The sequence below is a fragment of the Aeromonas sp. FDAARGOS 1414 genome (assembly GCF_019047065.1).
In the GTDB taxonomy this organism is placed as follows: Bacteria; Pseudomonadota; Gammaproteobacteria; order Enterobacterales; family Aeromonadaceae; genus Aeromonas; species Aeromonas veronii_A.
This window is the reverse complement of the sequence record NZ_CP077210.1, coordinates 3,263,518-3,277,328: the sequence shown is the minus strand read 5'-3', so window position 1 is coordinate 3,277,328 and position 13,811 is coordinate 3,263,518. Positions and strand designations below refer to the sequence as shown.

The following is a 13,811-nucleotide window of genomic DNA, read 5'->3' as shown; positions in this document are numbered from 1 at the left end:
AAGACCAAGATGCTTCATTGCCGTTTCTGCTTTTTTATGACGGGAGGGTTCAATGGCTGTAGCTGCCAATAAGCGTTCGGTAATGACGCTGTTTTCCGGTGCCAACGATATGTTCAGCCATCAGGTGCGTATTGTCCTGGCGGAGAAGGGTGTTAGTGTGGATATCTGTCAGGTTGACCCAGCCAATCTGCCGGATGAGCTGGCCGAGCTGAACCCGTACAACTCTGTACCGACCCTGGTTGATCGTGAGCTGGCACTCTACACCTCACGCATCATCATGGAGTATCTGGACGAACGCTTCCCGCATCCACCCCTGATGCCTGTTTATCCGGTTGCGCGTGGTAACAGCCGCCTGATGATGCACCGCATCGAGCTGGACTGGTATTCCCTGGCTGACAAGATCATGGCCGGTACCGATGCAGAAGCAGCACGCAACGAACTGCGTGACAACTTGCTCGCCATTGCACCGATCTTCGGTGAAATGCCCTATTTCATGAGCGAAGAGTTTGGTCTGGTAGATTGCTATATGGCTCCGTTGTTGTGGCGTCTGCCGAGCCTGGGTATCGACTTGACCGGTCGTGGCGCCAAAGAGCTGAAGGCCTACATGGTTCGTCTGTTCGAGCGTGAGTCCTTCCAGGCATCCCTGACCGAAGCCGAACGCGAGATCCGTGCTGGCGTATGAGCATGGAACCGACAATGACGCCGAGTCGCCCGTACCTGTTACGGGCGTTCTTTGACTGGTTGCTGGATAACGATCTGACTCCCCATCTGGTGGTCAACGTCAACATTCCCCATGTGATGGTGCCGATGCAGTTTGCTCAGGACGGGCAGATTGTGCTGAATATCGCGCCCCGTGCCGTGATGCAATTTCACATGGATAATGAGGCAATCAGCTTCAGCGCCCGCTTTGGCGGGGTATCCCAACAGGTCTATATCCCGATGGCGGCCGTGCTGGCTATCCATGCTAGGGAGAACGGCGTGGGAACCCTGTTCCCCCCCGAGCCTGGTTACGATATCTGGCTGGAGCAGGCCGAAGCACCGGTGGAGCCAGAGCCGGAACCGCCGCGTCCAAGCGGTCGTCCGACCCTGAAGGTGATCAAATAAAAAAACGCAGCCGATTGGCTGCGTTTTTTTATTTGCGGTCGAGCTTAGTTCTGGGCGAACTCGAAGGCCTTGATCACGCGCTTCACACCGCTAACGTGGCGAGCGATGTTGACCGCCTGCTCTCCCTCCTGACGGGTGACAAGACCAATCAGGAATACTTCGCCGTTTTCGGTGACCACCTTGACCTTGGCGCTATCGAAGTTTTTGGTGCCGAACATGTCGGCTTTCACCTTGGAGGTGAGCCAGGTGTCATTGCTGCGTGTGGTCAGGCTGACTGGCTGACCAAGGCGTAACTCGTTGTAGACGTGGCGGACCCCCTCGATGCGGCCAACAATCTTGCCTGCTTCCAGCTTGTAAACGTCAGAAGGTGTCTGACCGACCAGCAGCACGCGGCCATTGTTGCTGTAGACGCTGATCTTGCTGGCTGCGCTGAGCGGTTTGTTGTCGGCCAGCAGATTGGCTGCTTTCAGCTCGATGCTCTGGTCATCCCACTGGGCGCTCATGGTACGGCGGTCGCCAGAAACCTTGGCGGTACCAGCTGCTCCGCCAACCACCACGGCAGCACAGCCCTGCAATAGCAAGGCGCTGGCTAGCAGGCCAAGGATGAGTATCTGCTTGTTCATGGTTTCAATCTTCCTGTTGCGGGAAAAGAGTCTGGTCGATGAGATCACACAGACAGTGCAGGGTCAACAGGTTGACCTCAAGAATACGGGGGCGGCGGGCAGAGGGTACTCGGATCTCCACATCGTTTGGCCCCAGCAAGCCAGCCATTTCGCCACCGTCGCCGCCGCTCAGCACCACTATGGTCATGTCGCGGGAGAGAGCTGCCTCGGCCGCCTTGATCAGGCTTCGGCTGTTGCCCGTGGTTGTGATGACCACCAGAATGTCGCCAGGCTGGCCCAGCGCGCGGATCTGCTTGGCGTAGACCTCTTCAAAACCATGGTCGGTGGCGATGGCGCTGATGGTCGCCATGTCCGGGGTCAGAGCCATGCCGGGAAGAGAGGGGCGCTGGGTCTCGTAGCAGTTGACCAGCTCGGAGATGAACAGTTGCGCCAGTGCGGCAGAAGGACCGTTACCGCATGCCAGCACCTTGTGGCCATTGAGCAGGCAGATGGTGATCATCTGGGCTGCAGTATGGATGGCATCCGGCAGCGCCTCGGCGGCGGCTATTTTGGTCTGGATGCTTTCGGTGTAGTTCTCTTTGATGCGGTCAGTCATAGGGTCCTCTTAAAATGCGTTCTGGATCCAGGCTGGCTGGTCACCCTCGAACGCAATCACATCGAATCGGCAGGCCTGATTGGCCTCGTTGATGGCATGTTGCTTCAAATAGTGGCGCGCTGCCAGCATGATCTTGCGCTGTTTGCTATGGGTGACCGAGCTGGCGGCCCCGCCATGGCTGCCGGTGGCCCGGTAGCGCACCTCAACAAACACCAGGGTCTTGCCCTGGTGCATGATGAGATCTATTTCACCGCCACGACAGCGGTAGTTGCGAGCTACCGGTTGCAGGCCCTGGGCCTGCAACCAGCGTTCAGCGACTTGTTCAAAGTGCTGTCCCTTGCTCGTTGGTGAGGGGAACAGGCTCGGCAACTGCTGGCGCATCCGTTTCCATAGTTCCTTCATTGGAGGGCTCCTCCAGTTGCTGAACGGCGTTCTCGTCGACCAGTTTGCCGTTCTGGTAAGTACCCCAGCTCAGCATCCGCACGATATTGCCCTGGGCATCCACGCTCAGCTGACCGCTCATGCCGGCCTGCTGCATGCCACCTACCTTGCGCATCTGCTGCAGGTTCTCAGCCAGGCTGACGGCATCGTAGCCCATGGCAAACAGACGCAGTAGGTCACCCTGGGTCTGCGGCCAGAGCAGAGCGATCTGCTCGCGCTGTTTCTCGTAGCCGCCAAGCAGCAGCGGCATATCGGCGATATGCATGCCGTTGAGCTCGGAGGCGACCTCGGTGGCTGCGCTGTCGTAGCCACGGGAGCTGGTGTAGATGGGCAGGCTGCCCATCGGATTGACCGAGACATCCACGTAGGGCTTGATCATCCGGGTTTCCAGGCTGTTGGCTACCACATAAACGGCATCGATGCTGCGCGGTGCGGCATCAGAGAGTTGCACCACTTCACCGGCACGGGCGATAGAGCGGCCGCTCAGGGCATTCTTGACCATCCCCTGTACTTCGTTGCGGGCACCGAAGGTAGCAACGACCGGCTTATCCTGGCTCAGGGTAGCCCAGCTCTGCTCGAACGCCTTGATACTGCTGTAACCGATCCGCCCCTGGGCGGCGATTAGCAGCGGTTTGCGGTAGCCCTGCGTGTAAAGGTACTGGGCTGCCTGCGCGGCATCTGCGGCGGCAGAGAGGGAGAAGTAGTAGGTGGTGTCGTTGACGACCGGCTTGTCCAGCTCGTTGAGTGCCAGTACCGGCACGGTCGGATTGGCTTTTAGCAGCTCCTCGACACGGTCTTTCAGCAGCGGGCCGATGATCATGTCTGCCCCTTCCTGAATCGCCTGCTTGTAAAGCTCGCTGGTCGACTTGCTCTGGGTGTCGTAGAAGTTCAGGGTGAATTGTCCCTGATTTTCCTTATAAGACATCAGCATGCCGTTGCGGATGGCGGCGCCCTGCGGCTCCAGATTGCCGGAGAGGGGCAGCAGCACTGCGATCTGCTGCACCGAGGTGCTTGCAGTGGCCGCCAGATCGCCCAATCCCGCCGGCATATCCTTCTGGGCTGGATGGTTTGGGAAGTCACGCTTCCAGCCTGCCAGCTGCCGCGCCAGCAGGTTCGGCTGGGCGCCAAACTCGTTGACCAGTGCAGCCAGTCGTAGCCAGCCGGTGGTCACATCAGGGGCCGGAGCCTCTTCCAGCGCTTGCAGGGTGGAGGGGGTCATGCTTTTGAGCAACGACCAGATCTGCTGATGGTTGGTGGCCTGTTCGCTCTGATTGAGGTAGGGCTCCAGTGCAATCAACGACTTGGCTGCGCCAAACTTGTTGTTGATGTCGAGTTGCAGCACTACGCGCTGGCGATACCAATCCTTTTGGGTATCGGCATCCAGCAGCACCTCGGGTTTGCCTTCCAGCAGGATCAGCGCCTGATTGGCGTGGCCTTGCGCCAGCAACAGATGGGCTTGCAGCAGTTGCAACTGCGCCTTCTGGGCGGGGTCCTTGGCCTGCTTCTGCAATTGCTGGAACAGTGCCGAGGCTGGTTTGGTCTGGCCCAGTGCCAGATAGCTGCGTGCCGCCAGCATTTGCCAGGTAAAGGCTTCGGCCGGCTTGGCGGGGTCCACCTGCTCAAGATACCACTGGGCATTCTTGGTCAGATTGGAAAACGCAGAGGGCATGCCTGACTGCCCTGACGGTTGATTGGGCTCCGACGCACAGGCTGCGAGCAGTACTGCCGCGAGTATGATGCCGAAGAGTCGTGATACACTTAGCTGCTTTGTAACCCGGTTCAAGTTCATTCCCCGACCAGTGTTGAAGTTCCCCATAGTGTAAACGGGCCAATATGGCGACACAATTGTCGGGGCACTCGGAGATCCCATGAGTGACATCCCAACCCTGTATATAGTCCCCACTCCGATCGGCAATCTGGCGGACATCACCCAGCGTGCATTGGATATTTTACGCAGTGTCGATCTGGTGGCAGCCGAAGATACCCGTCATACCGGTATCCTGCTCAGCCACTACCAAATCTCGGTGCCGACCTTCGCCCTGCACGATCACAACGAGCAGCAGAAAGCCGATGTGCTGATCGGCCGGATCAAAGAGGGCAAGAGTGTTGCGCTGGTCTCCGATGCTGGCACCCCGCTCATCAGCGACCCCGGTTATCACTTGGTCACCCGCTGTCGTGAAGCTGGGGTCAAGGTGGTGCCGCTGCCCGGTCCCTGTGCTGCCATCACGGCTCTGAGCGCGGCCGGTCTGCCCACCGATCGCTTTGCCTTTGAGGGCTTCCTGCCCGCCAAGAGCAAGGGGCGTGACGATCGCCTGCAAGCCGTTATTGAAGACACCCGCTCGCTGGTGTTCTACGAATCCCCGCGCCGTGTGCAGGATACAGTGGAAGCGATTGCTCGCATTCTCGGTGAGCGTCAGGTGGTGGTGTGCCGCGAGCTGACCAAGACCTTCGAGTCGATCCACGGTCTGCCAGCCTCTGAAATGCTGACCTGGCTTGGTGAGGATGACAACCGCTGCCGCGGCGAGATCGTGCTGGTCGTGGCTGGCGCCTCCAAAGAAGAAGAGGATCTGCCCGCCGAGGCGATCCGTACTCTGGGTCTGCTGGTGACCGAACTGCCACTGAAAAAAGCGGCCGCCCTGACCGCCGAGATCCACGGCGTGAAGAAGAATGCCCTCTATAAATACGGTCTCGAGCACTATTGAGTCGGTCAATAGGTCATCAGACTGTTTTTTGACCTGCGCAATCCCCTGTATCGACAATCAGTCAGCCTGTAAACGGGGGCCAAGCGCGATAAATGGCTGTAAACGGGAATTGCCGGTTTACCCCGTGCGTATCGCAAGGGTATAATCCGCGCCTCGGAGTTGGCTGGGCAATCGCTGCTTCGTCGTTGTGTCCCTCGGGACAGACGGGCGGAGGGGAGGAAAGTCCGGGCTTCACAGGGCAGGGTGCCAGGTAACGCCTGGGGGGCGCGAGCCTACGACCAGTGCAACAGAGAGCAGACCGCCGATGGCCCGCAAGGGATCAGGTAAGGGTGAAAGGGTGCGGTAAGAGCGCACCGCGCGACTGGCAACAGTTCGTGGCACGGTAAACTCCACCCGAAGCAAGACCAAATAGGCCCCTATTGGCGCGGCCCGCGTTGGGGGCGGGTAGGTTGCTTGAGCCAGCGAGCGATTGCTGGCCTAGAGGAATGATTGCTACCCGGGGCAACCCGGTACAGAACCCGGCTTACAGGCCGACTCCGACCTCATTCCGAAGAGCCCCGCGATTTATCGCGGGGCTCTTTTTTATGCATGAGAAAATATGGCTTCGTTGGCAAGATATTTTCGACCTTGTCATTTTGCATGAAAATATATGTTTTAAATCAATCGAATAGTTTTGTATTTGGCACGATGGCAGCGATAGATGGTGATAGAACCCAGGATGGTTGTTCGCACCCACATATTGTGTGTGTTCTCAGTTCATTCACTTATTTCAATTAATCAACAGAGTTTAACGCCAAATAACTTGTGGAAAATCAACCCACTCAATCCGCAGCATGCAATTGCTGCGTCAATATGTTCCCTCTGCCTCATCTCCTTGCTTGAAAAGCCCCCTGCACGTCCTTAAACTTCAAGGTGGGGAAAAGTGGATCAAAGTGGTTTTTAGAGGGGCAATCTGCCTGCTCACTCACCTTCAGGGACTGCAATTTGTTGCGTGGCGCTCATGCCATCAGCCTGGACAGTAAAGGGCGGCTGGCAATTCCGACCAAATTTCGTGATTGGCTGCGCGATGAAAGCGACGGCCAGCTGGTCTGCACCATCGATATTGCCCATCCCTGTCTGCTGCTTTATCCCCTGAATGAATGGGAAGAGGTCGAGCGCAAGCTCAAGACTCTCTCCAGCATGAATCCGCAAGAGCGCCGTTTGCAGCGCCTGCTGCTGGGACATGCAACTGAATGCGAGCTGGATGGCAATGGCCGTCTGCTGCTCAGTCAGCCACTGCGCAACCATGCGGGGCTGGACAAGAAAATTATGCTGGTGGGCCAGCTCAACAAGTTTGAGTTGTGGGATGAAGCCCGCTGGCAACAACAGGTCAATGACGACATCTTGGGTCTGCCCGGGGACGATTGGGCAAGCTCACCACGACTACAGGATTTCTCTTTATAAATGACCCAAGCCGCTGAACACATCACAGTGCTGCTGCACGAAGCCGTTGAAGGTCTGGCCATCAAGCCGGACGGTGTCTACGTCGACGGTACTTTTGGCCGTGGTGGTCATTCTCGTCTGATCCTGCAGCACCTTGGCCCGAATGGCCGCCTGATCGCCATCGACCGCGACCCGCAGGCGATCGCCGAAGCGGCCAAGATCCAGGATCCCCGCTTCGAAATCGTGCACGGCCCCTTCTCCGGCATCGCCTCCTATCTGGATGAGCGCGGTTTGCTGGGCAAGGTGGATGGCTTCCTGCTGGATCTGGGGGTCTCTTCACCCCAACTGGATGATGCCGAGCGCGGCTTCAGCTTTATGAAAGATGGTCCGCTCGATATGCGGATGGACCCCAGTTCCGGCCAGAGCGCCGCCGAGTGGCTTGCCAAGGCCGATGTGGATGATATCGCCTGGGTGCTGAAGACCTTCGGTGAGGAGCGCTTTGCCAAGAAGATCGCCCGCGCCATCGTCCACGACCGGGTGACCGAGCCTTACGTGCGTACCCGTCAGCTGGCTGAGATGATTGCCCGGGTCAATCCGAGCAAGGAGAAGGGCAAGCATGCGGCAACCCGCAGTTTCCAGGCCATCCGCATCTATATCAACAGCGAGCTGGACGAGATCGAAACCGCGCTCAACGGTGCATTGGACGTGCTGGCACCACATGGCCGTCTGTCTGTGATCAGCTTCCACTCGCTGGAAGACCGGCTGGTGAAACACTTCATTCGCAAGCACGAGAAGGGGCCTGAAGTGCCCTACGGCATTCCCTTGACCGAGGCCCAGCTGGCTGGCGGTCGCAAATTGAAGTCGGTCGGCAAGGCGCTCAAGCCTTCTGATCATGAGGTCTCTGAAAACACCCGTTCGCGCAGCTCGGTGCTGCGGGTCGCCGAGCGGCTGGCGGAGTAAGCGATGAGCGAAGTACGTGTCCACCTAGCCAAGGAGATCGTTGCCGATCTCTGGCGGCACAAGCTGCAGATTTTTCTGTCGGTTGCCGTACTGGTGACCGCGTTTGCCGTGATCCTGGTGACCAACATGACCCGTGGCCTCACCGCCAAACAGAATGACCTAATGGCGGAAGAGGATCGCCTCAATATCGAATGGCGCCACCTCTTGCTGGAGCAGGGCACTCTGGCGGAACACTCCCGGGTCGCCACGCTGGCCATGGACAAGTTGCAAATGGGTCGCCCTCTGGTGACCACCGAGAAGGTAATTACTCTGCCATGAAACGGAAGGCTACAGCCAAAACCGCTAAAGCGAACGTTAAAGCGCCATCTATCTATCCGTGGCGCTTCCGCACGCTGGTCGTATTCATCGGCATCGCCTTTGTCGGGCTGATCCTCCGTCTGGCCTGGATCCAGGTGATCAATCCGGATCGTCTGCGTCAGGAGGGGGACATGCGCTCTCTGCGAACCACCTCCACCCAGGCGGTGCGCGGCATGATCACCGATCGCAATGGTGAACAGCTGGCTGTTTCCGTTCCGGTCGAGGCGGTCTGGGCCGATCCCAAGACTGTGCACGAGTCCGGTGCTATCCACAATGAGCGGGCTTGGATGGCGCTCTCAGCAGTCCTCAAAATCGATATCAATACTCTCAAGCAACGTATCGCCAACCCCAGCAAGCGCTTCGTCTATCTGCAGCGTCAGGTAACGCCCGCTGTCTCTGAATACATCAAGGGGCTCAAGCTGGGTGGTGTCTATCTGCGTCCCGAGTCGCGCCGCTTCTATCCGACTGGCGAAATCAGTGCCCACCTGGTGGGGGTAACCAACATCGATGGCAACGGGATCGAGGGGATCGAGCGCAGCTACAACGAGTGGCTGACGGCGACACCGGGCGAGATGCGGGTGCGCAAGGACCGGCAGGGCAGGGTCATCGAGCGTCTTGGTATCGTCAAAGAGGGCAAGAACGCCAACGATCTGCAGCTCAGCATCGATCAGCGGGTGCAAGCATTGGCCTACCGTGCCCTCAAGCGGGCAACCGACGAGAACAAGGCAACGTCCGGCTCCATGGTGATGCTGGATATCAAGACCGGCGAAGTGCTCGCCATGGTCAATACCCCCTCCTATAACCCGAACAACCGCGGCCAGTATCAGAGTTTCCGGGTACGCAACCGGGTGGTGACCGATACCTACGAGCCGGGCTCCACAGTCAAGCCGCTGATTTTGCTAAGTGCCTTGCAGGCGGGTGTCACCAGCTGGAAGGATTTCATTCCCGGTGGCCCGCTCTTTATTGGTGCCAAGCAGATCAAGGACGTCAGTATTCACAAGGCGACCAACCTTTACGATATCCTGCGCTACTCCTCCAACATCGGCATGTCGCGCATCGCGCTACGGATGCCGGCCCAAGAGATGATCAACACCCTCAGTATGTTCGGTTTCGGCATGGATACCGGCAGCGGACTGATGGGCGAGAGCGGTGGTATGTTGCCTCAGCGTCGGCGCTGGTCCGATATCGAGCGGGCGACCCTTTCATTTGGTTATGGTCTGCGGGTTACCCCGCTGCAACTGGCTTCCGCCTACGCCACCTTGGCCAACAAGGGCAAGCGAGTGCCCATCTCCATCGTCAAGGTGACCACGCCGCCCAAGGGTGAGCAGGTGATCGACCACAACAACGCCTCCGCCATGCTGCAGGCGCTGGAGTACGTGGTCGACAACGCTATTCCCAAAGCCAAGATTCCGGGTTATCGGGTCGGTGGCAAGAGTGGTACCGCCAAGGTCGCCGTTGCCGGAGGCTACGGCAAGGATTACATGGCCTGGTTTGCCGGTTTTGCCCCTGCCAGTAATCCCCGTTTCGTCATGGTGGTGGTGATTAACGAGCCAAAAGGCAGTGCTTACTATGGCGGTGCCGTGGCGACCCCGCCGTTTGCAGAGGCCATGGGCGGGGTACTGCAACTCTTCAACATTCGTCCTGACGCGGTGCCCACAGCGGTGCCCGCCAAACTTGCCCGTACGGAGGCTCCTCTTGTCCCGCGCACTTGATGCATTACTGCGCCCCTTCGGTATCCAGGCGCCGGCGCTCACTCTGACCGATATCCAGCTGGATAGTCGGCGGGTTGGCCCCGGCTCGCTCTTCGTGGCTATTTGCGGTCATCAGGTGGATGGCAGACGTTTCATCGAACAGGCGGTTGCTCAGGGAGCGACCGCTGTTGTGTTTGAGGAGGATGGTGAATTTATCCCACCATCGACTCCGGTTCCCTGTATCGGGATGCGGGATCTGCCAGCTCACCTCTCTGCTCTTGCGGGCTATTTCTACGATCAGCCAGCCCAAAAATTGGATCTGGTCGGGATCACCGGCACCAACGGCAAGAGCACTACCGCTTTGCTGGTCGCCAACTGGCGCACCCTGCTGGGTGGTAAGGCCGGGGTGATGGGCACCATCGGCAACGGCCTGTTTGGCCATCTGATCGAAGCGGAAAATACCACTGGCAGCGCCGTGCAGGTACAAGCCAATCTGGCTGCGCTGCAAGAGCAGGGGGCGGATCTGGTGGCGATGGAGGTCTCCAGCCATGGTCTGGTGCAGCACCGTGTCGCCGCGCTGCCCTTTTCCGCCGCTGTCTTTACCAACCTGAGCCGGGATCACCTCGACTACCACGGCACCATGGAAGCCTATGGCGCGGCCAAGGAGCAGCTGCTGCAGCTGGTCGACGAGTCGAATGCGGTGATTAACCGAGATGACGAATTGGGTGCCAAGTGGCTCGAAAAATACCCGGCAGCGGTGGCTTTCAGTGTGAATGGCCCGATTGAACACCATTTTGGCCGTCAATTAACGGCGCAGCAGCTCGATTTTCACCAGCAAGGTTTTCGCGCGCAGATTAACTCCAGCTGGGGGAATGGTGTATTATCCGCCCCCTTGCTCGGGCGCTTCAACGTCAGCAATGTGCTGGCGGCGATGGGCGTAATGCTGGTGCTCGGTTACGACTTCCATGAGCTACTGGCAACTGCCCCGAAATTGCAGCCAGTGACCGGTCGTATGGAGTGTTTCGGCGGTGGTGATACGCCGCTGGCGGTGGTCGATTACGCCCACACCCCTGATGCGCTGGAAAAGGCATTGCAGGCCCTGCGGGTGCACTGCACCGGCCAGCTTTGGTGTCTGATTGGCTGTGGTGGCGACCGCGATCGCGGCAAGCGTCCCATGATGGCCGCCATGGCCGAGCAGTATGCGGATCGCGTGATCCTGACCGACGACAATCCCCGTACCGAGGAGCCGGCCCGGATCATGGCCGACATGGTGGCGGGTCTTCGCGATCCTGCTGCGGTGCAGGTGGAGCACGACCGGGTCAAGGCGATTGCGCTGGCCATCGGTCAGGCGAGCAAGCAGGACATCATCCTGGTGGCCGGTAAGGGCCATGAGGATTATCAGATCATTGGAACCGACAAGCGGCACTACAGCGACCGGGAAACCGTCGCGGCCGCCTTGCACACATTATTGGAGTCATTCAAATGATGACCCTCAGGCTTGCCGAGCTGGCGCAGGTACTCGATGCCCATCTGATTGGTGACGATGGCGAGATCACCGTTGTCAGTACCGACACCCGCACTTTGGGCGCGGGTGCCCTGTTCGTTGCCCTGCGCGGCGAGCGTTTCGATGCCCACGATTTTTGCGAGCAGGCTGTTCAGGCAGGGGCCTCTGCTCTGCTGGTCGAGCGTGAGCTGCCGCTGGCCATTCCCCAGCTGGTGGTGGCGGACAGCCTTAAGGGGCTGGGCCGACTCGGCAAGCTGGTGCGCGAGCGCATCAATCCGAAAGTGCTGGCCATTACCGGCAGCTGCGGCAAGACCACGGTGAAGGAGATGGCAACTGCCATCCTGCGCAACGAAGGGGAAGTGCTGGCCACCGCTGGCAACTTCAACAATGAGGTGGGCGTGCCGCTCACCCTGCTGCGCCTCGAGCCGCAACACCAGTTTGCGGTGATGGAGCTGGGAGCAAACCACAAGGGCGAAATCGCTTGGACTACCTCGCTGGCCAAGCCCGATGCCGCCATCATCAACAACGTCGCAGCTGCCCATCTTGAGGGCTTCGGCTCTCTTGAGGGGATCTACCACGCCAAGAGCGAAATTTTTGAGGGCTTGAGCGAAGGCGGCACCGCCATCGTCAACGCCGACAACGAATTCTGGCCGAAGTGGCGCGAGCGTGGCATTCGCTGCGCCTTCTCCATCGAGGATCAGAGCCAGCCGTTCCATGCTCGCGATGTGGTTCTCAACGCTCAGGGTTGTGCCGAGTTCGTCATGGTAACCCCGCAGGGTGAGGTGAGCCTGACTCTGGCGATCCCCGGCCGCCATAACGTGGCCAATGCGCTGGCTGCCGCCGCGGGCTGTCTGGCCCTCGGCGCATCCCTCGACTCCGTCAAGGTGGGGCTGGAGCAGATGGCACCGGTCAAGGGACGCTTCTGCGTCCAGCGCTGGGGCGGTCTGACTCTGGTGGATGATACCTACAATGCCAGCGTGGAGTCCGTGCTGGCGGGCATCGATGCCTTGACCGCCATGAGCGGCTTTAAGGTGCTGGTGTTTGGCGACATGCGGGAACTGGGTGAGGAGTCTGCCGAGCAACATGCCCGGGTTGGCCGTCATGCCCGCGAGTGCGGTCTGGATGCCGTGCTGACAGTAGGGGAACATAGTCGCTATACCGCAGATGCCGCGGCTGGCCGACATTTCGATAACAAGGCGTCGTTGTTTGAAGTGCTTGCGCAAATGATAAATACACATCAGGAAATTTCGATTCTGGTCAAGGGTGCCCGTGGCTCCCGCATGGAAGATATCGTCGAGATGGTCAAAGGCCATCAGGAGTCAGCCACATGCTAGTCTGGCTGGCCGAACTGCTCACCCCGCACTTCACCTTCTTCAACGTCTTCTCCTACCTGACGTTTCGCGCCATCCTGTCGATCATTACCGGTCTGGGAGTTGCGCTCTGGATGGGGCCGCGCCTCATTCGTCGCCTGCAGATCCTGAAGTTCGGTCAGGTGATCCGCAACGATGGTCCCGAGTCCCACCTCAGCAAGCGGGGCACTCCGACCATGGGTGGTCTGATGATCATTGCTGCGATTTTCACGTCTGTGCTGCTCTGGTGCCGCCTCGACAACCCCTATGTCTGGCTGGTGCTGTTTGTGCTGGGTGCCTATGGCGCCATCGGCTTTGCCGACGACTACCTTAAGGTGGTGCGCAAGAATACCGACGGCCTGATCGCCCGCTGGAAGTACTTCTGGCAATCCGCCGTTGCGCTGGGAGTGGCTGTATTCCTCTACGCCACGGCCACCCATGATGGTCAGACCCAGCTGGTGGTGCCCTTCCTCAAGGATGTGATGCCGCAACTTGGCCTGATGTTTATCCTGCTCACCTATTTCGTCATTGTTGGTACCTCCAACGCGGTCAACCTGACCGATGGTCTGGATGGCTTGGCCATCATGCCGACCGTGATGGTGGCGGGCGGCTTTGCGTTTATCGCCTGGGCAACCGGCAACGTCAACTTCGCCAGTTACCTGCATATTCCCTATGTTCCCTATACCTCCGAGCTGGTGATCGTCTGTACTGCCATCGTCGGGGCAGGTCTGGGCTTTCTCTGGTTCAACACCTATCCGGCACAGGTCTTCATGGGGGACGTCGGTTCCCTGGCATTGGGCGGCGCGCTCGGCACCATCGCCGTGCTGGTACGCCAGGAGTTCCTGCTGGTGATCATGGGCGGTGTCTTCGTGATGGAGACTGTCTCGGTGATCCTGCAGGTGGGGTCTTACAAGCTGCGCGGCGTGCGGATCTTCCGCATGGCGCCGATCCATCACCACTACGAGAAGAAGGGCTGGCCGGAGCCGCGCGTTATCGTGCGTTTCTGGATCATCACCCTCGTGCTGGTGCTGCTGGGTCTTGCCACCCTGAAGGTGAGGTAAGG

The 13,811-nt window shown here is 59.1% G+C and carries 14 protein-coding genes and 1 other RNA gene; 11 read left to right on the top strand and 4 right to left on the bottom strand.

Annotated features, from left to right (window positions below):
- Window positions 1-52: 52 nt before the first annotated feature.
- Both sspA and I6L44_RS14695 read left to right on the top strand, forming a co-directional pair.
- Window positions 53-682, top strand: coding sequence for a stringent starvation protein SspA (sspA, locus tag I6L44_RS14700; protein ID WP_005336279.1), 630 nt, complete (start codon window positions 53-55; stop codon window positions 680-682).
- Entirely contained in the window at window positions 679-1,104 is a 426-nt protein-coding gene (locus tag I6L44_RS14695) for a ClpXP protease specificity-enhancing factor (protein WP_041234002.1), read from the top strand. Before sspA ends, I6L44_RS14695 begins: the two co-directional genes overlap by 4 nt.
- A gap of 44 nt (window positions 1,105-1,148) precedes the next feature.
- Here I6L44_RS14695 and dolP read toward each other — a convergent pair whose 3' ends face one another.
- The 4 genes from dolP to I6L44_RS14675 are packed head-to-tail and all read right to left on the bottom strand — an operon-like array spanning window position 1,149 to window position 4,432.
- Window positions 1,149-1,727: a division/outer membrane stress-associated lipid-binding lipoprotein gene (dolP, locus tag I6L44_RS14690; protein WP_216952216.1), complete on the bottom strand. Its 579-nt coding sequence runs from the start codon at window positions 1,725-1,727 to the stop codon at window positions 1,149-1,151.
- A 4-nt stretch (window positions 1,728-1,731) separates the two neighbouring features.
- Window positions 1,732-2,322 carry an SIS domain-containing protein gene (locus tag I6L44_RS14685; RefSeq protein WP_005341724.1) on the bottom strand — a complete coding sequence of 197 codons (591 nt, stop codon included), beginning with the start codon at window positions 2,320-2,322 and terminating at the stop codon, window positions 1,732-1,734.
- A 9-nt stretch (window positions 2,323-2,331) separates the two neighbouring features.
- Window positions 2,332-2,703 carry a YraN family protein gene (locus tag I6L44_RS14680; protein ID WP_216954462.1) on the bottom strand — a complete coding sequence of 124 codons (372 nt, stop codon included), beginning with the start codon at window positions 2,701-2,703 and terminating at the stop codon, window positions 2,332-2,334.
- Window positions 2,645-4,432 carry a penicillin-binding protein activator gene (locus tag I6L44_RS14675; protein WP_254204225.1) on the bottom strand — a complete coding sequence of 596 codons (1,788 nt, stop codon included), beginning with the start codon at window positions 4,430-4,432 and terminating at the stop codon, window positions 2,645-2,647. The genes I6L44_RS14680 and I6L44_RS14675 overlap by 59 nt, the downstream gene beginning before the upstream one ends.
- Window positions 4,433-4,631: 199 nt before the next feature.
- Here I6L44_RS14675 and rsmI point away from each other — a divergent pair, with 199 nt between their 5' ends.
- The 9 genes from rsmI to mraY all read left to right on the top strand — a co-directional run bounded on the left by rsmI (window position 4,632) and on the right by mraY (window position 13,809).
- The gene (rsmI, locus tag I6L44_RS14670) at window positions 4,632-5,465 is read left to right on the top strand and encodes a 16S rRNA (cytidine(1402)-2'-O)-methyltransferase (RefSeq protein WP_047438714.1); all 834 of its coding nucleotides are present in this window, start codon (window positions 4,632-4,634) and stop codon (window positions 5,463-5,465) included.
- Window positions 5,466-5,620: 155 nt separating this feature from the next.
- An RNA gene (rnpB, locus tag I6L44_RS14665) (RNase P RNA component class A) lies at window positions 5,621-6,007 on the top strand.
- 442 nt (window positions 6,008-6,449) lie between these two features.
- A complete protein-coding gene (mraZ, locus tag I6L44_RS14660; RefSeq protein ID WP_013723406.1) occupies window positions 6,450-6,908 on the top strand; it encodes a division/cell wall cluster transcriptional repressor MraZ in 459 nt (152 codons plus the stop codon).
- Window positions 6,909-7,847, top strand: coding sequence for a 16S rRNA (cytosine(1402)-N(4))-methyltransferase RsmH (gene rsmH, locus I6L44_RS14655; RefSeq protein WP_216952214.1), 939 nt, complete (start codon window positions 6,909-6,911; stop codon window positions 7,845-7,847). It abuts the gene before it with no gap.
- A 3-nt stretch (window positions 7,848-7,850) separates the two neighbouring features.
- Window positions 7,851-8,165 (top strand): cell division protein FtsL, encoded by a 315-nt coding sequence (ftsL, locus tag I6L44_RS14650; RefSeq protein ID WP_216952213.1) that lies wholly within the window; start codon window positions 7,851-7,853, stop codon window positions 8,163-8,165.
- Window positions 8,162-9,916 carry a penicillin-binding transpeptidase domain-containing protein gene (locus I6L44_RS14645; RefSeq protein WP_216952212.1) on the top strand — a complete coding sequence of 585 codons (1,755 nt, stop codon included), beginning with the start codon at window positions 8,162-8,164 and terminating at the stop codon, window positions 9,914-9,916. Before ftsL ends, I6L44_RS14645 begins: the two co-directional genes overlap by 4 nt.
- Window positions 9,900-11,381: a UDP-N-acetylmuramoyl-L-alanyl-D-glutamate--2,6-diaminopimelate ligase gene (murE, locus tag I6L44_RS14640; protein ID WP_216952211.1), complete on the top strand. Its 1,482-nt coding sequence runs from the start codon at window positions 9,900-9,902 to the stop codon at window positions 11,379-11,381. The genes I6L44_RS14645 and murE overlap by 17 nt, the downstream gene beginning before the upstream one ends.
- Window positions 11,378-12,733 (top strand): UDP-N-acetylmuramoyl-tripeptide--D-alanyl-D-alanine ligase, encoded by a 1,356-nt coding sequence (murF, locus tag I6L44_RS14635; RefSeq protein WP_216952210.1) that lies wholly within the window; start codon window positions 11,378-11,380, stop codon window positions 12,731-12,733. Before murE ends, murF begins: the two co-directional genes overlap by 4 nt.
- On the top strand, window positions 12,727-13,809 hold the full coding sequence (gene mraY, locus I6L44_RS14630) for a phospho-N-acetylmuramoyl-pentapeptide-transferase (RefSeq protein ID WP_005341701.1): 1,083 nt from the start codon (window positions 12,727-12,729) through the stop codon (window positions 13,807-13,809). Before murF ends, mraY begins: the two co-directional genes overlap by 7 nt.
- The last annotated feature ends 2 nt before the right edge of the window (window positions 13,810-13,811 follow it).

Excerpts from the sequence above, each read along its gene's own strand:
- sspA (WP_005336279.1), top strand. The coding sequence starts at position 53 with ATGGCTGTAGCTGCCAATAAGCGTTCGGTAATGACGCTGTTTTCCGGT.
- I6L44_RS14695 (WP_041234002.1), top strand. The coding sequence starts at position 679 with ATGAGCATGGAACCGACAATGACGCCGAGTCGCCCGTACCTGTTACGG.
- dolP (WP_216952216.1), bottom strand. The coding sequence starts at position 1,727 with ATGAACAAGCAGATACTCATCCTTGGCCTGCTAGCCAGCGCCTTGCTA.
- I6L44_RS14685 (WP_005341724.1), bottom strand. The coding sequence starts at position 2,322 with ATGACTGACCGCATCAAAGAGAACTACACCGAAAGCATCCAGACCAAA.
- I6L44_RS14680 (WP_216954462.1), bottom strand. The coding sequence starts at position 2,703 with ATGCGCCAGCAGTTGCCGAGCCTGTTCCCCTCACCAACGAGCAAGGGA.
- I6L44_RS14675 (WP_254204225.1), bottom strand. The coding sequence starts at position 4,432 with ATGCCCTCTGCGTTTTCCAATCTGACCAAGAATGCCCAGTGGTATCTT.
- rsmI (WP_047438714.1), top strand. The coding sequence starts at position 4,632 with ATGAGTGACATCCCAACCCTGTATATAGTCCCCACTCCGATCGGCAAT.
- rsmH (WP_216952214.1), top strand. The coding sequence starts at position 6,909 with ATGACCCAAGCCGCTGAACACATCACAGTGCTGCTGCACGAAGCCGTT.
- ftsL (WP_216952213.1), top strand. The coding sequence starts at position 7,851 with ATGAGCGAAGTACGTGTCCACCTAGCCAAGGAGATCGTTGCCGATCTC.
- I6L44_RS14645 (WP_216952212.1), top strand. The coding sequence starts at position 8,162 with ATGAAACGGAAGGCTACAGCCAAAACCGCTAAAGCGAACGTTAAAGCG.
- murF (WP_216952210.1), top strand. The coding sequence starts at position 11,378 with ATGATGACCCTCAGGCTTGCCGAGCTGGCGCAGGTACTCGATGCCCAT.
- mraY (WP_005341701.1), top strand. The coding sequence starts at position 12,727 with ATGCTAGTCTGGCTGGCCGAACTGCTCACCCCGCACTTCACCTTCTTC.